Below are 17,918 nucleotides of genomic sequence, written 5' to 3'. Positions count from 1 at the left end.
TGTCTTGTTACGCTCGAGGTTTGTCAAAACTGACAATATCCGAGCGTAACACGGTACCATAACAAGATGGTAAAGGAAGTTATATAGATGTCAAAACCACAGCCACCTGTGCAGAAAAATGAAACTGTAGAGCTCACATTTGAAGACTTAACACATGAAGGCAATGGTGTAGGCAAAGTTAATGGCTATCCACTCTTCGTTCCTTATGGTTTACCAGGAGAAAAAGGAAAGGTTAAAGTCATTAAGGTAAAAAAGAATTTTGGCTTCGGTAAGCTCCTTGAAGTTGAGGAGCCAAGCCCGGAACGTGTAGAACCGCCTTGTGATGTCTTTTATCAATGTGGCGGTTGTCAGATTCAACATATGAGCTATGACATGCAGTTAAGCATGAAACGCAATCAAGTGGAAAGCTCTATGCATAAAGTTGGTCATCTGAGTCATGTGCCTGTTCATCCGACAATTGGGATGGAAGATCCATGGCGTTACCGCAACAAGGTTCAAATTCCTGTTGGCAAAGACGGTGATGGCCTTAAAACTGGATTTTATCGAAAACGGAGTCATGACATCATCAATATGGATACCTGTGTGATCCAAGATGAAAAGAATGATCGTATGGTAGAAGCTGTTCGTCGTATCGCAGAGAAACACGGGCTCCAAGCTTATGATGAAGAGAAACATCGTGGCACACTTCGCCACATTATGGTTCGTACAGGTCAAACAACTGGCGATGTAATGGTTGTTATCATTACGAAAACAAAAGAGCTTCCTCATAAGAATGACATTGTAGAGGAAATCCGACAAACCTATCCTGATGTAAAATCCATCGTCCACAATGTGAACCCAAAACGTACAAATGTAGTTATGGGAGACCAAACGACGATTCTTTGGGGTGAAAAATATATCAAAGACCGTATTGGTGACATCGAGTTCATGATTTCTCCAAAGTCGTTCTATCAGGTCAACCCGAATCAAACGAAACAATTATATGATAAAGCGTTAGAATATGCTGATCTACAAGGACATGAAACGGTGATTGATGCTTATTGCGGTATCGGAACCATCTCCCTTTTCTTAGCTCAAAAGGCAAAGAAAGTGTACGGTGTAGAGGTCGTTGGACCAGCAGTATCAGACGCGAAGAAAAACGCAAAACTAAACGGATTAGAGAATGCGGAATTCTTTGTTGGCGAAGCAGAAAAGGTTTTTCCATGGTGGAAGTCTCAAGGGCTTGACCCAGACGTAATCGTAGTCGATCCGCCACGAAAAGGCTGCGATGAAAGTTTACTTCAGGCGATGATTGAAATGAAGCCGAACAAGATTGTATATGTTTCCTGTAATCCATCTACTTTAGCGCGTGACTTACGTATTTTAGAAGATGGTGGGTTTGAGACTCAGGAAGTACAGCCTGTCGATATGTTTCCTCAGACTGGGCATATTGAGTGTGTGTCATGGCTTAAAAGAAAATAGAAATATCGTATGCAGGAGTCCCGAGAGTAATAAAAGTTTCTCGGGACTTCGCTTTATAGTAAAGGTGGTATAATAGATGAATAATAAAGATCGGTTAATTCGATTAAGATATGCTCTGGATATAAAAGATCAGGATATGGTAAAAATATTTAAACTTGGTGATATGGAAGTAACATTAGAAGAAGTACGTGAAATGCTCACCAAAGATAGTAATGATGACAATCTTGATGACGAAGAGGATTCAACAGTGGATAATGGGACCATAGAGTTATTTTTAAATGGCCTCATTATTTTGAAAAGAGGAAAACAGGAGCCAAAACCAGGACAACCTGAGAGACCCGCGCTGTCTGGTGATGAAAATATCAATAATATCCTGCTTAAGAAATCGAAAATTGCACTCAAATTAACAAGTGAGGATATGCTTGATGTCTTTAATAAAGCAGGCGTCAGCGTGACAAAAGGAGAATTAAGCGCTCTATTAAGAAAACAGGGGCATAAAAATTATCAAGAGTGTGGGGACAAGTATGCTAGAAGTTTCCTGAAGGGATTAACGGTTTTATATAGAGGTTAAGAAAAGTGCCTGTCACCACCCGAAATTTGTCGTACACTATTCGACAAAACTCGGGTGGTGACAGGCACTTTAAAGTAGCTTTACTGATCTTGTAAGTTGTTATAATACTGTAACTCATTTTCAATTTCTAGCAACTTTTGCTCTTGTTTATCAACGGATCGACCAAATGACTCTAATCGTTCCATATCATCTTGTAACCTCAAATATTCCATTTTTAATTCTGCAATCTTTTGATTAACTTCTTCCTTATTCATATAGTACTCTCCTTTAGATCATTCATATATATTAGTTTAGAACATTTATCCGCTTAAAAAAAGTGCCTGGCACATCGATACACGTAAGTTGAATATACATATAAGAATGATGTATTAAAGCTTCCATAAAAGAAAGGATGGTTACGATGAACAAAGAGATCCTTCATATAGCAAGGGAATTTATAGGAACTCATTTTCCTGGTAGTCGTGCTGCTTTATTGGCCGGAAGTTTTGTTCGAGGAGATAATACCCCTTCTTCAGATTTAGATATTGTCATCCTAGATGAGGATACGTTTAGAAAATCTTATATATTTCTAGATAAACCCATTGAAGCTTTTGTATATAATGACGATTCGCTTGAGTTGGAATTATTCCTTGAAAAGCAGTATGGAATTCCTCTATTGAGTAGAATGTGCTCTGAAGGTGTGGTAATCAAAGGTGAGGAAGATGCAAGTACTTTGAAGATACAAGGGGAAGAAAACTTAAAAGAAGGGCCCAGTCCTTTGTCCTCGAGCAAAATGGATGAGTTTCGATACTTCATTTCAGATCTGCTTTATGACTTAGAGGGGTCTAGAGTAGAAATGGAAGATACATATAGTGTGGGTGAACTCACAAGAAAACTTCCTGAATTTATCCTTAGAGCGAATCAAGAGTGGATCGGTGAAGGAAAGTGGATGTTTCGGTGTTTAAAACACTTTGATCCAAATATCGCTAAGGGTTTTACAAATTGTATTCATGAGTATCATAAATCCAAAAATAAAGATGAACTCATCAGGTTTGTGGACCATCAATTAGCACCCTTTGGCGGAAGGTTATTTAAAGGGTATAAGAAATAGTATTTTATCAGTGCCTGTCACCATCCGAGGTTTGTCGAAAGGTTCGACAATATCCGGGAGGTGACAGGCACTCTTTATTATGACTTATCTTCATATACTTTGGGAATAATAGTAAAAGGCTAAATGGATAGGAGGTTTGTTCATGATCGATGAAGCGCTAGTTGTTATCGTAAGGGTTATTATTTCCTTTTTTACACTTTTAATTTTCACCAGAATACTTGGTAAACAGGAGGTAGGACAATTAACATTCTTTGATTATATAAACGGAATTACAATTGGTTCGATTGCAGCCACCTTAGCTACAGACCTTTCTTCAAAAGCCTGGGCTCATTGGGTGGGATTAGCTGGATATGCGCTTTTGACTGGTGTTTTACAATACATTACGATCAAGAATCGTTACTTAGGCAAGGTTATGGATGGAGAACCAACTGTCGTTATTGAGAATGGTAGAATTTTAGAGAAAAACTTAAGGAAGATGCGCATTAAATTGAGTGAATTAATGATGCTCCTTCGTGACAGAGGAATTTTTGATATAACAGAAGTTGAATATGCCATTTTAGAGATTAATGGTAATTTAACAGTCCTACCCAAGCCTGAATATCTCCCGGTAACACCAAAGGATTTAAGGATACCTAGTACACCAAATGGTTTATCAACTGAGGTCATTCAAGATGGGATTATCATTGAACAGAATTTAAAACAAAGGCATAAAGATGAAAATTGGTTATACCAACAATTGAAATCAAAAGGTATTGATGACGTAAAAAACGTTTCTTACGCTTTAATATTACCCAATGGTCAATTGTACACAGATCAATATGAAGACCATGTAGGTAAAGATTCAGACCTTAGTGATTATGATGGTCCTTATTAAAGTTTGAGGTGAAGGTTATGAAGAAATTTTTATTATATCTCATCCCTATTCTTACACTTGCTATTTTTATCGTTATCATGAACAGTGGCTCTATATTAAAGAAATCCTATGGCCATGATGATCGATTAGTTGAAACGGTCAAGAAGATAGAAAAAGAAGTGGCTAATGAAGAGTGGGAAAATGCTGAAGAGCATATAAAATACATAGAAGAAGCGTGGAAAAAAGTAACTAGGCGAATTCAATTTAGTGTTGAGAAAGAATTTATACTTGAAATAAGTGGAGTTTTTGCACAAATAAAGGGTGGGATTAAAGGTAAAGATGACCAAGCAGTAATGGAGAACATCTACTTTTTTTATGAACTGTGGGATAATTTAGCGCGATAAATTACAGTGCCAATCAAAGTGCCTATCATTCCCCGGGTTTGTCGAGTTCTTTATATTTGACAGGCATCGGGAGCAATAGGCATTTTTGTTATTTTTTGTTGAAAATTAAATAAAAATACAATTATATGTATTATTTATATGATAAAATAAGACCTACATCTTTATAGGGATTTAGGACCATATATGGCTATCTTATAAATTATATCTCAAAATTGAGAATTTAGAGTCTCTATTAGAATACTAAACACTTAAAAATAATGAGGGATTACTATGTTAGCATCAAGAGGTTTGGCAATACTTACCTTAATTATTAGTAGCATTGTATTTTATGGTTGGATTATAACATTTAGTGATAATTCTAGTATTAGGTTATTAGGAGTATCTATTATCTCAATAGTTGGTGGTACATTAAGTTCTACGTGGTTATATAAAGTGTATTCTTCAACTTCTGAGAAAGAAAGTTACTTTTGGTTATTATTATGTCTTGGTACATTACTTTACGTAATTTCCAATGGTATTTGGCTGTGTTTTCAAATATGGGGGGGATCTTCCCAATTTCCTAGGGTATCCAATTGGATATGGATTCTTGAGTATATCATCTTTCTAGGTGCTTTAATTTATAAAACACAACTGTTAAGTATGAGGCACTCTAATAATCATTATATCTTTTATATTCTTATTTTTATGACGATTTTTTCATCTATTAGTGTCTATTATTTAATAAAACCAATTATATCTATTACAAATAGTTCAATATCCATTTCAACTATAATTTTAATTTACCCAATGTTAAATTTAAGCATCTTGTTTGTTACAGTAACTCTCTATTACCTATCGAAAACTAGTAATAATAGAAAGGTTATTTTAATTCTTATAAGTGGGTTCTTCATCCAAGTGATCTGTGATTCAAGTTTAATTTTCCTCCGCCTCACTGGAGAATACAAAGTAGGTGGCTTGATCGAACCATTATGGCTCATTGCAATAATGTTAATTGGCCTTGCGGGAGTTTTTAGAAAAGAAAGTGGAAAACCAGAGGAAAATTGGTCATTAAATGATGATTCCAAGAAAGAAAAGGTAATATTGCCTTATTTAGGTGTATTACTTTTTATTTTATTAGCAATAGAAAGTTATCAATGGAAATTCAATGCTCTTAGTATCGGTGCGTGTATTATCTTTCTTCTAATCATTATAAGACAATTTTTGATTATGAAAAAAAATGAAAATCTAACAGACGAATATAGAGACTTGGCTTATCATGATCCATTAACTGGACTAAAAAACCGAACAAAATTTAGAAAAGATTTAATGAATGTTATTGATGAAGCTCAACTTAGAAATCATAAGGTAGGTCTTCTTTTAATTGACTTAGATCGCTTTAAATATGTAAATGATACCCTTGGTCATTACACTGGAGATGGCTTATTAAAAGAGGTATCAAATCGTTTAAAAGATGGATTAGAAGTTTACGATAACTTATACAGATTAGGTGGGGATGAATATATCATAATCCTCCCCAATGCATCTGCCCTTTATTGTCAGCAAACAGCAGAGGCTGTATTGAAAGAGTTTACTAATCCTTTTTTAGTAAATGAATATGAAATTTCAGTTACACCTAGTATTGGTATAAGTGTTTATCCCGAAAATGGAAGCGATCAAGAATCTTTATTTATAAGTGCTGATATGGCAATGTATCTTGCCAAAGAAAATGGGAAAAACAATTTTCAATTTTATAATGCGGAATTACATGAAATTATAAATCGAAGGGTTTACATTGAAAGCGAGTTGAGTAAAGCAATTGAAAAAGATCAACTGGAGCTTTATTACCAACCTAAAGTTGATTTGTACACAAAGGAAATTACAGGTATGGAGGCATTGTTACGTTGGAAGCATCCAAAACTTGGGTTTATATCACCACAAGAGTTTATCCCATTAGCAGAAGAGACCGGTAATATTGTAGCAATAGGCGAATGGGTTTTAAAAACAGCTTGTAAACAAAATAAGCATTGGCAGGAAAAAGGATTTGATCCTCTTTGTATTTCAATTAATGTTTCTGCACGCCAATTCGAACATAGTGATTTTATTAATGCAGTTAGTAAAGCTTTAGACGAAACTGGCTTAAGTCCACAATATCTTGAGCTAGAAATTACAGAGAGTATTATACAAAATGTCAGTGAATCAAAAGAAGTATTGAATCGTTTAAGGTCAATTGGAGTGAAACTGTCTATTGATGACTTTGGAACAGGTTATTCATCACTATATGTGCTTAGAGAACTCCCTATTGATGTAATCAAAATTGATAAATCTTTTATAGATAATCTCACTGATTCAAAAAACTTATCTATGATAAAAACAATTATCGATTTAGGACTAAATTTAAATCTTCATGTTTTGGCTGAAGGAATTGAGCACGAATATCAGGTTAAGAAGCTAGTGGAACAAGGGTGTAGTAGTGGTCAGGGCTACCAATTTTCCAGGCCAGTTTCAGAAAAAGATTTTGAGGCGCTCTTACTACAATCTAGTATTTATACTATAGAATAATGTTTGCATGCCCACTGTTCTGAATAAAACTCTTTAAACAGGGTAATTGATAATGAGAAGTTTGTTTTAGAACGGAGGGTGTAATTCATGCAAAAAATGAACAAGGGGATTGTAACAGCGATTGCATCTATTGGAATTGCTCAAGGGTTGAAAATCCTTACTCATAAAAGAGTTAGTGGGGATTGGGATCTGAAGCAGGTATTGACTACTGGAGGCATGCCAAGCTCGCATTCAGCTGGTGTGTCAGCCCTTGCGACTTATATCGCAACGAATAAAGGTGCCAGTCATACTGAAACTGCATTGGCTACTGTTTTTGGTGTGATTGTTATGTACGATGCACAAGGGATTCGACGCCATACCGGTGAAATTGCCCAGCTTGTTAATGACTTAGAAGATAGTATGGCTGAGATCTCAGGAGATTTTCCAAGCTTTGAATTTGTGGAACGTGAAAAGGAGTTAAAGGAATTATTAGGGCATCAGCCCGTTGAAGTACTGGGTGGTGCATTATTAGGAGGGCTATTAGGTTTCTTATCTTCAAAAGTTGAGAATCGAGATTAACGATAAGCTACTTATATTCTGTGATGAGAGTCCATGATAGGGCTCTTTTTTACTATCGATTGATGGTATGATGTTAGGAGAAAGTAGACTATATAGAAAATGAGGCTACAAAATGAATGTAGATTTTAAAAACTATGGATTAAGTGAAGACCTCCTAAAGGCTCTTTCGGGTTTAGCATATGATACTCCGACTGAAGTACAGGATCAGGTTATTCCACAAGCCTTGATGAATAAAGATCTCGTTGTAAAATCACAAACGGGAAGTGGAAAGACGGCTTCATTTGGCATCCCAATCTGTGAAAAGGTGTTATGGGAAGAGAACAAACCACAAGCTTTAATTCTAACCCCAACGCGTGAGCTGGCCGCACAAATAAAAGAAGATATAACAAATATAGGACGATTTAAAAGGATTAAGGCAACTGCAGTCTATGGGAAGCAACCTTTCCAAAGGCAAAAATTAGAGTTGAAACAAAAGTCACATGTTGTAGTTGGAACACCTGGAAGAGTGCTGGATCACCTTGAAAAAGGAACACTTTCTACTCAAAAACTAGATTACCTTGTCATTGATGAAGCAGATGAAATGCTTAACATGGGATTTATTGACCAAGTAGAAGCCATCATTCAAAAACTTCCTAAAGATCGAGCGACTTATCTGTTTTCTGCAACATTACCAGAAGATATTGAAGCGTTGAGTCGGAATTACATGAGACAACCCCTTCATATTGAGATAGAAGCAACTAGAATGACAACTGATAATATTGATCATTCTTATATTGAAGTCCTAGAAGAAGATAAGCTTTCACTTTTAAAGGATATAACCACAGTAGAAAACCCTGATCGTTGTATCATCTTTTGCCGAACGCAAGAGCATGTAAATCAATTAATGGATGAATTAGATCGACTGCATTATCCAGTCGATAAACTACATGGTGGAATGGTTCAAGAAGACCGTTTTGAAGTAATGGATGATTTCAAAGAGGGGAAATTTCGATATTTAGTCGCGACAGATGTTGCTGCTAGAGGCATTGATGTTGAGAACATTACACACGTTATCAATTATGATATGCCTTTGGAAAAAGAAAGCTACGTTCATAGAACAGGACGGACGGCACGTGCAGGGAAGTCAGGAATAGCTATATCATTTGTAACACCGAGTGAGGGAGAGGTTTTGGAAAACATCCAAGACTATATTGGGTTCTCCATTCCTAAAGTCACTCCACCTTCTAATGAAGCCATTGCAAAAGCGAGTGACGATTTTAAAAAGAAATTGGATCAGAAGCCTGCTATAGAAAAAGATCGAAAGGCTCATTTGAATAAAGATATTATGAAACTTTATTTTAATGGTGGGAAGAAAAAGAAAATAAGAGCTGTTGATTTTGTAGGAACGATTTCTAATATAGAAGGCGTTTCTGCAGATGATATTGGAATCATTACGATACAAGAAAACCTCTCGTATGTTGAAATATTAAATGGGAAAGGTCCACGTGTATTGCAAGCCATGAAAAATACTACTGTAAAAGGAAAGAAACTTAAAGTACATGAAGCAAGAAAATAGCTGGTAAAGGAGTCCAAATAGGGGCTCCTTTTTATATAGAATTTAAGTTTTGTTTAGAAAAAATGAATGGCCCCCCCCTTCTATCATTCATCTAATTTGTATCTTATAGACAGGGATAAATTAAAGATAAAATGTCAGAATTGTAGCAATTTTTATTCGTGAGTAGTACAATCATTTCTATGATATGGAAATAAAAGGGGATACAAAGTGATGGTTTTACAAGGAATTCGAACGATATTGATGTGGTTGTTTGTTACAGTCATTTTGTTGCTTATCGTACTATTACCAAGAGGGAACCCTCAGGTGGATCCTGCTATGTCTCGAGTTGATCAAGTGAAACAATATGAAGAGAGTATTACAACATTTTCTTGGAAGGATTATGGAGATAATATATCTTCTATCGTAACCTATGCTTGGGAAAACAAGAGTCTTGGTACAACCAAATACACGCATTCGGTGGAGTATGAGGTTTGGCGTTATGTGAAGAAGAGTTTATGGTTGATTATCCCGAGTTTTATCATTAGTGCAGTTGTAGGCTTGTTAAAAGGTGTTTATGATTTTAATGTGAAAACAAGGCGTTACGATCCTCTAGGCAAACCAACAACGGTGTTTTTTCTTTCTGTTCCTGATTTCTTTCTGCTTTTATTTATTCAGGTTGCTATTATTACCTTGTCGTCTTATGGGTTACCCCATATTAGTCTTTATGGAAGTGAGCAGGCATCCAATAAGATTGTGAGTATTATTTTTCTATCAATTTACCCAACCTTTTATATCGCAAGGCTTACGTTTGCTAGTTTAGAACAGCAAGCGAGTCAGGACTATATTCGAACAGCGATGAGCAAGGGGACGGGGAAGCGGAAGATTGTTTGGCGCCATATGTTAAGTAATTGTTGGTTGTCTATTATTAGTCATTTAAATACGATTATGTTGTACATACTATCGAACTTGTTTGTAGTAGAGTTGATTACCTCTTATAGAGGGGCTGCCTATTCTTTTTATAAGGCTTTAAGTGTAAGGAGTACCTTTGCAATTGGAGCGGATCAATCGATTCAAACTGCTCTTGTTATTGAATTTATTGTAGTGTTTACAACGATTGTGATGCTCACACAAATCGTGAGTAAAATTGCAACTGGAATCATGCTACAAAGGGGTGGTATGGATGAAGCGTAATAGGCAATTGAAAATAGGTATCGGATTTTTAGTCTTTCTCATTTTATTAGCCTTTGTAGGACCTTATCTTCCTTTTGTAGATCAAGAACTAGAAACCAAAGGTATGCTCCAAGCGGAAGATGGGGAGATGCTTATTCCTCCTTTTCCCCCATCGGGTGAATATTGGTTTGGTTCGGACCACCTCGGAAGAGACATAGTGAGTCGACTTATAATAGGGACAAAAGAGGTTCTCGTAGTGGTTTTATCAGTAGTCTTAATAAGGTATATTGTAGCGGTTCCACTAGGATTGTCTTCATATTATTATCGTTCAGCGAATCGCTTACTTCAGTTTTTGAATCAAGTGCTTTCTTTTGTGCCCGTGATTTTTATTGTGCTTCTTCTTATAAATATGCCTTATTTGATCTATTCAGAGTATCGTGCTGTATGGATGATCCTAATTCTTGCTTTGGTTGAAGTGGGGCGAGTGGCAGATGTCATCTTGAAACAAACCGTTGAAATTTCTCAAAAGCCTTACATTGAAACGGCTATTGTTTCAGGGAATTCTCCTATGCAGATCTTGAGGAGATACTTTTTCCCTCAGTTGTTTCCACAAGTCGCTGTTAATTTTACATTAGATATTAGTCGGGTTATGTTTTTAATTGGTCAGTTAGGGCTCATTCATGTGTTTATTCGACATAAACTAGAGTCTCTTCCCACCATGGCTCCCGCTTTTAAAATGGTTAATACCTCTCATGCGTGGCCGGTGTTGTTTAAGCAAGCAACGTACGATATTTTTATCAGCCCCTGGATTCCTTTTTCAGGAGCAGTCGCAATCACGTTATTTGTAGTTGGTTTCTATGTATTAGGAAACGGGATTCGAAATTATTATGAGAAAAAACAAAGTTACCTTTAAATAAGTGCCTGTCACCACCCGGATTATGTCGATTTTCAGGATGGTACAGGTTCTGTTATTTTGTCAGAAAATAATAAAATTTCAAAATAATATATTGACTTTCTTTCTTCTTAGCGCTACATTATGTACAAATGGCATTACAATTTCATAACGGATTATAGGATTTGTGACATAAAAATATAGTATTTCTCATAAGTTTTCACATTCACTAAGCTGAGGAGGAAACCCGTATGTTTTTACACAAAAATGAAAGCGTTTCCAGACAAGAGATGGATAAACTGCAATTAGAAAGATTGCATGAAACATTACATAAAGTCTATGAGAATGTTCCATTTTATAAGGAGAAATTTGATGACCTTGGCGTACACCCTAGAGATATAACGTCATTAGAAGATCTAACAAAACTTCCTTTCTTAAGCAAAAAAGATATGCGTGAGCATTATCCTTTTGGCTTATTTGCAGTTGATCAAAGTGAAGTAGTACGTATTCATGCTTCATCTGGTACAAGTGGTAAGCCGACGGTAGTAGGATACACGAAAAAGGATATCCAAATGTGGAGCGAGCTCGTTGCACGTGCTATTTCAATTGCTGGAGGAAAACCTGGCGAGGTCCTGCACAATGCATATGGGTACGGTCTTTTTACTGGTGGATTAGGGCTTCATTACGGTGGAGAAGAGCTTGGCATGGCTACAGTACCTGTATCTGGTGGGAATTCTGATCGACAAATCCAGCTTATTAAAGATTTTAAGCCATCCGTTATTTGTGGAACTCCTTCTTATATTTTGAATTTAGCTGAGCGAATGGAAGAGCAAGGGGAAGACCCTCGTGAAACGTCACTCAAATACGGGATTTTTGGTGCTGAGCCATGGTCACAGGAAATGCGTAAAACGTTAGAAGAAAAACTGGACCTAAAGGCATGTGACATTTATGGATTAAGTGAAGTGCTAGGTCCTGGTGTATCTATGGAATGTCATGAAGCACAGGATGGTCTGCACATCGCTGAAGATCATTTCCTTGTTGAAGTCATCGATCCAGAAACATTAGCGCCTGTTCCAGATGGTGAAGACGGTGAGTTGGTATTTACGAGCTTAACGAAAGAAGCCTTTCCTGTTATTCGATATCGAACGGGAGATATTGCTTCTATTACACGTGAAAAGTGTGCTTGTGGACGTACGACAGCACGAATGTCACGCGTAAAAGGACGTATTGACGATATGTTAATCATACGTGGCGTGAACGTATTCCCTTCTGAAATTGAACATCATCTGTTACCTGTTCAGGGAATTGTGCCCCACTATCAGCTTTACCTTTACAAGAAGGGAAGCCTTCAGCATGTTGAGTTACAGGTTGAAGTTGAAGATGAATTCTATAATGAAATCAAAAGGGATATGGATCATGAGCGCGTCACATCTTTATCCAAAGAAATTCAGCGCTGTATGAAGAGTAACTGTCTCGTCTCACTGGATGTGAAGGTTCATCCTCCTAAGACAATTCCAAGGTCCCAAGGGAAAGCTGTAAGAATTATAGACCGCACGGATGAAAAGGTTGAGGTGTAGAGAGGGGGCTCATCATGAACGAAACCATATTAGAAACTGTACATGCTGACCCTTACGCAAAAGAGCTAGGTATAACAATCGAAAAGGTAGATGAAGGGTTTGCCATTGCCTCGATGACAATAAACGAAGAGCACTTAAATTTTCATGGAGCAGCTAATGGTGGGGTCATGTTTTCTTTAGCTGATTTTGTCTTTGCGATTGCGAGTAATTCACATGGCCAAATTGCCGTGGGAATTAATGTGAATATCAATTATATGAAAGCTGGTAAACAGGGAGATGTTCTCACTGCTACGGCTAAAGAAGTATCGAAAAACCCTAAACTCGGGCATTATCGAATGACGATTAACAATCAAAACGGAGAGCTTCTGGCAACAGCTGATGGAACGGTTTATCGGAAGAAAGAGTATTTTGCATGATTGAACATGATAATAATTTTAGTGTGAGCATCACTTCTTGGAAGGAAGTGGTGCTTTTTTATTGAATAATAGAGAGGTGGATATAGTTTTGGAAAAATCATGAGAGCACAGGAGTGGGACAAGTGAATACATATGGTAATGATTTATTTAAAGGAGCGGCTGGTTATTATTCAAAGTATCGACCAATGTACCCTTCATCACTAGTTAGGTATTTGGTTAAGAAATTCGATTTGAATGGAGAGCAAACACTTTTAGACCTTGGATGTGGCACGGGGCAATTAACGATGAGGTTTTCCGATTGGTGTGAGCGAATTGTAGGCGCTGATTTAGAACCTGAAATGTTAGCGGAGGCTAAGAGGCTTCATGAAGAAATAAGAATGGGGAATATAGAATGGTTTCAAGGAGATCTTAGCTCATTTAAAGAACAATATGACGATGTTTTTGACCTTGTTATTATGTCTAAATCGTTTCACTGGATGGATCGACCTCAAGTGCTTGATGATTTATACGGTAGAGTGAATCAAGGTGGGGGTGTAGCCGTTATTGATGATTATAATCCTGAAAAGCAACTAGCATCATGGCAAAAAAAGCTTAATGAAATTATCACACATTGGTACGGTGAGGAAAGAAGAGCGGGGAACACAACGTACTCCCATCCCGTTAAAAGTCATGAAGAGGTGATTCGTCAATCTCCATTTACTCTAGAAATATATCGATTCCCTACATTTGAAAGAGAGTGGACAATAGATTCAATTCTTGGAAACTTGTATTCCACATCCTATGGCTTGAGGCGATTTTTAGGAGACCATGTTGAATCGTTCGAACGCGCTGTGAGGGAAACTCTGTTAACCATTCATGAGGATGGCGTGTTTAAAGAGGAAGTAGATTTATCCGTTAAATTTGGAATGAAGGAGTGAATCACAATAAAAATTCTTGTTGGACAACCTAAAAGAGAAGAAAACTTAGAACAACTTACATATGAAATACAAAAGCATGAGCATGTGGATGTAATTTTGTATCCAGAAAGTTATGTGAAGAGTGGCAAATTAGATGAAGTGGCTGGCTTGGCTAAGAAGATAGAAACCACTATTGTTACAGGGTATAAAGATGATCAAAACTTGGACCGTTCCTTTATTGTAAATGCGGATGGAGAAGTAATTTTAGATCGAGCAAAAACTCCAGAAAATGATAATCTCTATATGCCTTCAAAAGCTATAGATCAGCAAGCAAATATGGGGTATTTATTATGCCGAGAAGTATTTCAAGGAGAAGAGGGCTTACCAACAGAAGATCAATACGACATCATCTTTAACCCAATTGGTGTGGGAATGTTTAGTGAGGAGCAATTTGTTGAGTGGACTTCTGAAGCTCGAAAAATTGCTAAGTCTAGGAAAGCATTAGTGATTGGGGCTAGTCATGCTGATGGATCTTATAGAAATTGTGGTTTTTCGATTCCTATAGCTTATTGTTTTGATGAAGAGGGTCAAGATGTATTGGTTTCTCATAATGATACAAGGTCTAGAATGATCGATACCAACTTAAGAAAGGTAGAAGTCTTGGAATATAGCATGAGCTAATAATTGAGCGCTATCCTATAAAAGGATTGCGCTTTTTTTGTAGTTGATTACTTTATTTCGTGAATTCAATCATATATACTCTCTACATAATTGAAACTGACAAAAAGAGGTATTCATCATGAAGAAAATCTATAGTGATATTCTACAATTTCGAGGAACGCATTATGACTTTGGATATATGCAAGGGGAGCTTTTAAAAGATTCATTAACGGTACTGAATCGCGAAAAACAATGGAGAATTCGGAAGCCGCGTTTTACGGTTGAGGAGCAAGAAGTGAAAGATACCATTACAAAGTTTGCCCCTGGTGTATGGGACGAGCTTCTAGGTATACGTGATGCTCTGGAGTGGCCAATGGAACGTGTGTTAATGGAGTTTGGAGGCTATCGTTTAGAGTATGTCCGTTCAGGTTGCTCAATTTTAACGGGAGAAAATTATTTGATACGAAACTATGATTATCAGCCGAAAACGTATGAGGGGCGTTATATTTTTTTCCAACCAACCGACCAAGGTTATGCCATAGCAGGGCCTACACAACGTATTACAGGTAGAATGGATGGAATGAATGAAAAAGGCCTCGTGCTTGGATATAACTTCATGCATCGCAAAAAGCCAGGTGATGGGTTTATTTGCTGTATGATCGGTCGATTGATTTTAGAAAGTTGTGCAAACGTTCAGGAAGCGGTTGAAATGCTGAAGGAAATTCCTCACCGTCATTCATTTAGTTATGTTGTGTATGATGCAAGCGGTGAAACGTATGTAGTAGAAGCAACTCCTAGAGGTGTCGAAGTAAGACAATCAGATGTATGTACCAATCATTATGAGATTATGAAGCATGAAAATCGTAACTACCTTAAAGACTCATATAAAAGATTGGATGCCATGAATGAAAAGAAGGAAACAATATCAGAAGGGTATCATGCATTTCGTTTATTAAACGATACAGATCAGGGCGTGTTCTCAAAGCAGTATAAAAATTGGTCAGGAACTATACATACATCTGCTTATTTCCCTAAAGAAATGAAAACATGGATCGCCTTAGGTGGAGATCAAGAGCCGATCGAATTTGATTTTGGTGAATGGTTACAAGGAAACTCTACTCTTCAGAAGCGAATTGAAGGAGAAGTGGATACAGAGTTACCATTTGTTCATATGGATGAGAATGCAAGATAAACCTGATACACTTGTAGTAGAGTTTATTGAAGAAGGTGAAATCCATGTACCTAACCATAAAAGAGACTGCAGAGTTTCTTTCCCTTCCTGAAGACTATATAGAAAGTCTCGTACAATATAATCGAATTCGTGCCATTCATGATGGTGAGCAGTTCTTAATTAACAAGGAACAGTTCAACACTCACTTGGAGCAAATGGAGAAGTACCGACAACAAATTCAGGAATATCTCAATGAACCGATTCCTGAAGATCCAGATGTGAAAGATGAAGATTAAAAGATTCACAAAAGCTAAGTTGCTTTTACAGCTTGGCCCATGCTATCGTTACATTAATGCCACCCTCGTTATAATACGACTGCGGGAACTTAACCAACCCTTAGGGTGGCAGGTTACATAAGTTAAAAGATCCCATGCGTTCCATGTGAATGCATGGGATCTTTTAGTTGGTTTTATTAATGGTAAAGAGTCATTCTCTTATAAACGTGAGGCTGACTCAAAACTTCACTTTTACCCTTTTACTGCAATTGCCTCTACTTCCACTTTTGCACCCTTCGGTAAGCGACTGACTTCAATTGCTGCACGCGCTGGGTAAGGTTCTGATAAAAAGCTAGCATACACTTCATTTACAACAGCAAAATCATCCATAGACGCTAAATAAATATTTGCCTTTGCAATATTTTTATACGTAAGGCCAGCTTCTTCTAGAATGGCCCCTACATTTTTCATGACTTGCTTCGTTTGTTCTTTTACATCATCAGATACGAATTGTTGTGTGTTCGGATCTAAAGGGATCTGTCCTGAGACCATAACAAGGTTACCTAAATCGACTGCTTGAGAGTATGGACCGATCGCTTCTGGTGCTTGATCAGTAGCTATTGGATTGAACATATGAAAAACTCCTTTTTAATTTAAATCTAATTTCATTATAAAATGAATCATAGGAGCAAGCATAATGGAATACTATAAAACAAATAAAATTTTTGTGTGTTTATCACTTTACTTCGCTAACAAATGTATGTATGATGAATAGTAACGAAAATTTGAATAACGGTAACTTCTTATCCAGAGAGGTGGAGGGACTGGCCCTTTGAAGCCCGGCAACCACCCGATCGTATCTCGAAGATATGGTTGGGACGGTGCCAATTCCTGCAGGATCTACGTGATCTTGGGAGATGAGAGGATCGTACGGATATAACTACGACCCCTTTCTTGGATAAGAGAGGGGTTTTGTGTTGCTACAATCTCTCTCTTAGATGAAGTTTCGCGTTTTAGGGAAAGGAATTGATGTGAAATGGCAACAGCAGTATTTGCAGCAGGATGTTTTTGGGGAGTAGAAGCATTTTTTGAACGCATAAATGGTGTAGAAGCAACAAGGGTAGGTTTTATGGGTGGAGATGTTGAGAACCCATCCTATGAACAGGTGAAAACAGGGAAAACTGGTCATGCTGAAGTAACCAAAATTGATTACAATTCTGATATTGTCTCCTACCAGGAGTTATTGGATCTTTTCTTTGAATGTCATGATCCAACCACGAAGAATCGCCAGGGAGAAGATGTTGGCTCTCAATATCGTTCCGTAATTTTCTTCTCTGATGAGACCCAACAGCATATTGCTGAAGAAAAAATTACAGAATGGAATAATAAAGGTATATTTAAAACACCAATCGTAACGCAACTTACACAGGCTTCCGACTTTTATGAAGCAGAAGAATATCATCAAAAATATTTGCAGAAAAACGGTTCTGTATCTTGTGGAATAGTGTAATCCTTCGGGGTTACACTATTTTCTTATTCAGCTTTATGGCAGTTATGTTGAAGACTTGAAACTGAGAGGAGTCCGTTGCTTTTGTGTAATTTGTTCCGGTCAGTGAAACGGCAAGCCTGTTGTGGAAGAAAAGCCGAGCCTCCTCGTGCCTGCGGGGTCTCGTCTTCCCTTTGTTACCACGACAGTTTGCCGTTTCCTTCCCTCCACGCGATTATGGAGATTAACGGACCATAATTTGGACTTTCCCATCTCAAATTGATTGGAATTTATATTCACAGAAGTTGCTCAAAACCTTGTCATGATAGGATTATACTACCTGGAATTAGAACACCTCATCCCAGA

The 17,918-nt window shown here is 37.3% G+C and carries 19 protein-coding genes and 1 riboswitch; of the genes, 17 read left to right on the top strand and 2 right to left on the bottom strand.

The window, feature by feature from the left end:
- Positions 1 to 87: 87 nt before the first annotated feature.
- Both rlmD and H514_RS0108530 read left to right on the top strand, forming a co-directional pair.
- A complete protein-coding gene (gene rlmD, locus H514_RS0108535) occupies positions 88 to 1,461 on the top strand; it encodes a 23S rRNA (uracil(1939)-C(5))-methyltransferase RlmD (protein ID WP_027446588.1) in 1,374 nt (457 codons plus the stop codon).
- A gap of 76 nt (positions 1,462 to 1,537) precedes the next feature.
- Positions 1,538 to 2,032: a YehS family protein gene (locus tag H514_RS0108530; RefSeq protein WP_027446587.1), complete on the top strand. Its 495-nt coding sequence runs from the start codon at positions 1,538 to 1,540 to the stop codon at positions 2,030 to 2,032.
- 80 nt (positions 2,033 to 2,112) lie between these two features.
- Here the strand turns inward: H514_RS0108530 and H514_RS24955 are convergent, their stop codons facing one another.
- Positions 2,113 to 2,286: an SE1832 family protein gene (locus H514_RS24955; protein ID WP_169449751.1), complete on the bottom strand. Its 174-nt coding sequence runs from the start codon at positions 2,284 to 2,286 to the stop codon at positions 2,113 to 2,115.
- A gap of 146 nt (positions 2,287 to 2,432) precedes the next feature.
- On the opposite strand from H514_RS24955, the gene H514_RS0108520 reads away from it, so the two are divergent.
- From H514_RS0108520 to H514_RS0108455, 14 genes are all read left to right on the top strand, one after another.
- A complete protein-coding gene (locus tag H514_RS0108520; RefSeq protein ID WP_027446586.1) occupies positions 2,433 to 3,122 on the top strand; it encodes a nucleotidyltransferase domain-containing protein in 690 nt (229 codons plus the stop codon).
- A 142-nt stretch (positions 3,123 to 3,264) separates the two neighbouring features.
- Positions 3,265 to 3,996, top strand: a complete 732-nt coding sequence (locus tag H514_RS0108515) for a YetF domain-containing protein (RefSeq protein ID WP_197063069.1) — start codon at positions 3,265 to 3,267, stop codon at positions 3,994 to 3,996.
- 17 nt (positions 3,997 to 4,013) lie between these two features.
- Complete coding sequence (locus H514_RS0108510; RefSeq protein WP_027446584.1) at positions 4,014 to 4,379, top strand: DUF4363 family protein; 366 nt, start codon at positions 4,014 to 4,016, stop codon at positions 4,377 to 4,379.
- A gap of 270 nt (positions 4,380 to 4,649) precedes the next feature.
- Positions 4,650 to 6,917: a putative bifunctional diguanylate cyclase/phosphodiesterase gene (locus H514_RS22785; RefSeq protein ID WP_027446583.1), complete on the top strand. Its 2,268-nt coding sequence runs from the start codon at positions 4,650 to 4,652 to the stop codon at positions 6,915 to 6,917.
- 87 nt (positions 6,918 to 7,004) lie between these two features.
- Entirely contained in the window at positions 7,005 to 7,475 is a 471-nt protein-coding gene (locus tag H514_RS0108500; protein WP_027446582.1) for a divergent PAP2 family protein, read from the top strand.
- A gap of 112 nt (positions 7,476 to 7,587) precedes the next feature.
- Positions 7,588 to 9,030 (top strand): DEAD/DEAH box helicase, encoded by a 1,443-nt coding sequence (locus H514_RS0108495; protein WP_027446581.1) that lies wholly within the window; start codon positions 7,588 to 7,590, stop codon positions 9,028 to 9,030.
- A gap of 210 nt (positions 9,031 to 9,240) precedes the next feature.
- Positions 9,241 to 10,200 carry an ABC transporter permease subunit gene (locus H514_RS0108490; RefSeq protein WP_027446580.1) on the top strand — a complete coding sequence of 320 codons (960 nt, stop codon included), beginning with the start codon at positions 9,241 to 9,243 and terminating at the stop codon, positions 10,198 to 10,200.
- Complete coding sequence (locus H514_RS0108485) at positions 10,190 to 11,092, top strand: ABC transporter permease (protein WP_051255087.1); 903 nt, start codon at positions 10,190 to 10,192, stop codon at positions 11,090 to 11,092. The genes H514_RS0108490 and H514_RS0108485 overlap by 11 nt, the downstream gene beginning before the upstream one ends.
- Positions 11,093 to 11,322: 230 nt before the next feature.
- On the top strand, positions 11,323 to 12,648 hold the full coding sequence (locus tag H514_RS0108480) for a phenylacetate--CoA ligase family protein (RefSeq protein ID WP_027446578.1): 1,326 nt from the start codon (positions 11,323 to 11,325) through the stop codon (positions 12,646 to 12,648).
- Between the two features lie 14 nt (positions 12,649 to 12,662).
- The gene (locus H514_RS0108475) at positions 12,663 to 13,064 is read left to right on the top strand and encodes a PaaI family thioesterase (RefSeq protein WP_027446577.1); all 402 of its coding nucleotides are present in this window, start codon (positions 12,663 to 12,665) and stop codon (positions 13,062 to 13,064) included.
- Positions 13,065 to 13,186: 122 nt separating this feature from the next.
- Positions 13,187 to 13,981, top strand: coding sequence for a class I SAM-dependent methyltransferase (locus tag H514_RS0108470; protein ID WP_027446576.1), 795 nt, complete (start codon positions 13,187 to 13,189; stop codon positions 13,979 to 13,981).
- Positions 13,982 to 14,077: 96 nt separating this feature from the next.
- Positions 14,078 to 14,641 carry a hypothetical protein gene (locus H514_RS0108465; RefSeq protein ID WP_231566587.1) on the top strand — a complete coding sequence of 188 codons (564 nt, stop codon included), beginning with the start codon at positions 14,078 to 14,080 and terminating at the stop codon, positions 14,639 to 14,641.
- A 118-nt stretch (positions 14,642 to 14,759) separates the two neighbouring features.
- Positions 14,760 to 15,812, top strand: a complete 1,053-nt coding sequence (locus H514_RS0108460; protein ID WP_027446574.1) for a C45 family autoproteolytic acyltransferase/hydolase — start codon at positions 14,760 to 14,762, stop codon at positions 15,810 to 15,812.
- Positions 15,813 to 15,856: 44 nt separating this feature from the next.
- Positions 15,857 to 16,087, top strand: coding sequence for an excisionase family DNA-binding protein (locus H514_RS0108455; protein WP_027446573.1), 231 nt, complete (start codon positions 15,857 to 15,859; stop codon positions 16,085 to 16,087).
- Between the two features lie 231 nt (positions 16,088 to 16,318).
- On the opposite strand, the gene H514_RS0108450 is transcribed toward H514_RS0108455, so the two are convergent.
- Positions 16,319 to 16,699, bottom strand: coding sequence for a RidA family protein (locus H514_RS0108450; protein ID WP_027446572.1), 381 nt, complete (start codon positions 16,697 to 16,699; stop codon positions 16,319 to 16,321).
- 167 nt (positions 16,700 to 16,866) lie between these two features.
- A riboswitch (SAM riboswitch) is annotated at positions 16,867 to 16,990 on the top strand.
- Between the two features lie 112 nt (positions 16,991 to 17,102).
- On the opposite strand from H514_RS0108450, the gene msrA reads away from it, so the two are divergent.
- Positions 17,103 to 17,576, top strand: coding sequence for a peptide-methionine (S)-S-oxide reductase MsrA (gene msrA, locus H514_RS0108445; RefSeq protein WP_027446571.1), 474 nt, complete (start codon positions 17,103 to 17,105; stop codon positions 17,574 to 17,576).
- Positions 17,577 to 17,918 lie beyond the last annotated feature (342 nt).

Origin of the sequence: Pontibacillus marinus BH030004 = DSM 16465, assembly GCF_000425225.1 — a bacterium.
GTDB classification, from domain to species: domain Bacteria; phylum Bacillota; class Bacilli; order Bacillales; family BH030062; genus Pontibacillus; species Pontibacillus marinus.
This window is presented reverse-complemented; position numbering and strand designations above follow the sequence as displayed.

Bases quoted from the DNA above. Each gene is read 5' to 3' on its own strand.
- rlmD (WP_027446588.1), top strand. From the start codon at position 88: ATGTCAAAACCACAGCCACCTGTGCAGAAAAATGAAACTGTAGAGCTC.
- H514_RS0108530 (WP_027446587.1), top strand. From the start codon at position 1,538: ATGAATAATAAAGATCGGTTAATTCGATTAAGATATGCTCTGGATATA.
- H514_RS24955 (WP_169449751.1), bottom strand. From the start codon at position 2,286: ATGAATAAGGAAGAAGTTAATCAAAAGATTGCAGAATTAAAAATGGAA.
- H514_RS0108520 (WP_027446586.1), top strand. From the start codon at position 2,433: ATGAACAAAGAGATCCTTCATATAGCAAGGGAATTTATAGGAACTCAT.
- H514_RS0108515 (WP_197063069.1), top strand. From the start codon at position 3,265: ATGATCGATGAAGCGCTAGTTGTTATCGTAAGGGTTATTATTTCCTTT.
- H514_RS0108510 (WP_027446584.1), top strand. From the start codon at position 4,014: ATGAAGAAATTTTTATTATATCTCATCCCTATTCTTACACTTGCTATT.
- H514_RS22785 (WP_027446583.1), top strand. From the start codon at position 4,650: ATGTTAGCATCAAGAGGTTTGGCAATACTTACCTTAATTATTAGTAGC.
- H514_RS0108500 (WP_027446582.1), top strand. From the start codon at position 7,005: ATGCAAAAAATGAACAAGGGGATTGTAACAGCGATTGCATCTATTGGA.
- H514_RS0108495 (WP_027446581.1), top strand. From the start codon at position 7,588: ATGAATGTAGATTTTAAAAACTATGGATTAAGTGAAGACCTCCTAAAG.
- H514_RS0108490 (WP_027446580.1), top strand. From the start codon at position 9,241: ATGGTTTTACAAGGAATTCGAACGATATTGATGTGGTTGTTTGTTACA.
- H514_RS0108485 (WP_051255087.1), top strand. From the start codon at position 10,190: ATGAAGCGTAATAGGCAATTGAAAATAGGTATCGGATTTTTAGTCTTT.
- H514_RS0108480 (WP_027446578.1), top strand. From the start codon at position 11,323: ATGTTTTTACACAAAAATGAAAGCGTTTCCAGACAAGAGATGGATAAA.
- H514_RS0108475 (WP_027446577.1), top strand. From the start codon at position 12,663: ATGAACGAAACCATATTAGAAACTGTACATGCTGACCCTTACGCAAAA.
- H514_RS0108460 (WP_027446574.1), top strand. From the start codon at position 14,760: ATGAAGAAAATCTATAGTGATATTCTACAATTTCGAGGAACGCATTAT.
- H514_RS0108455 (WP_027446573.1), top strand. From the start codon at position 15,857: ATGTACCTAACCATAAAAGAGACTGCAGAGTTTCTTTCCCTTCCTGAA.
- H514_RS0108450 (WP_027446572.1), bottom strand. From the start codon at position 16,699: ATGTTCAATCCAATAGCTACTGATCAAGCACCAGAAGCGATCGGTCCA.
- msrA (WP_027446571.1), top strand. From the start codon at position 17,103: ATGGCAACAGCAGTATTTGCAGCAGGATGTTTTTGGGGAGTAGAAGCA.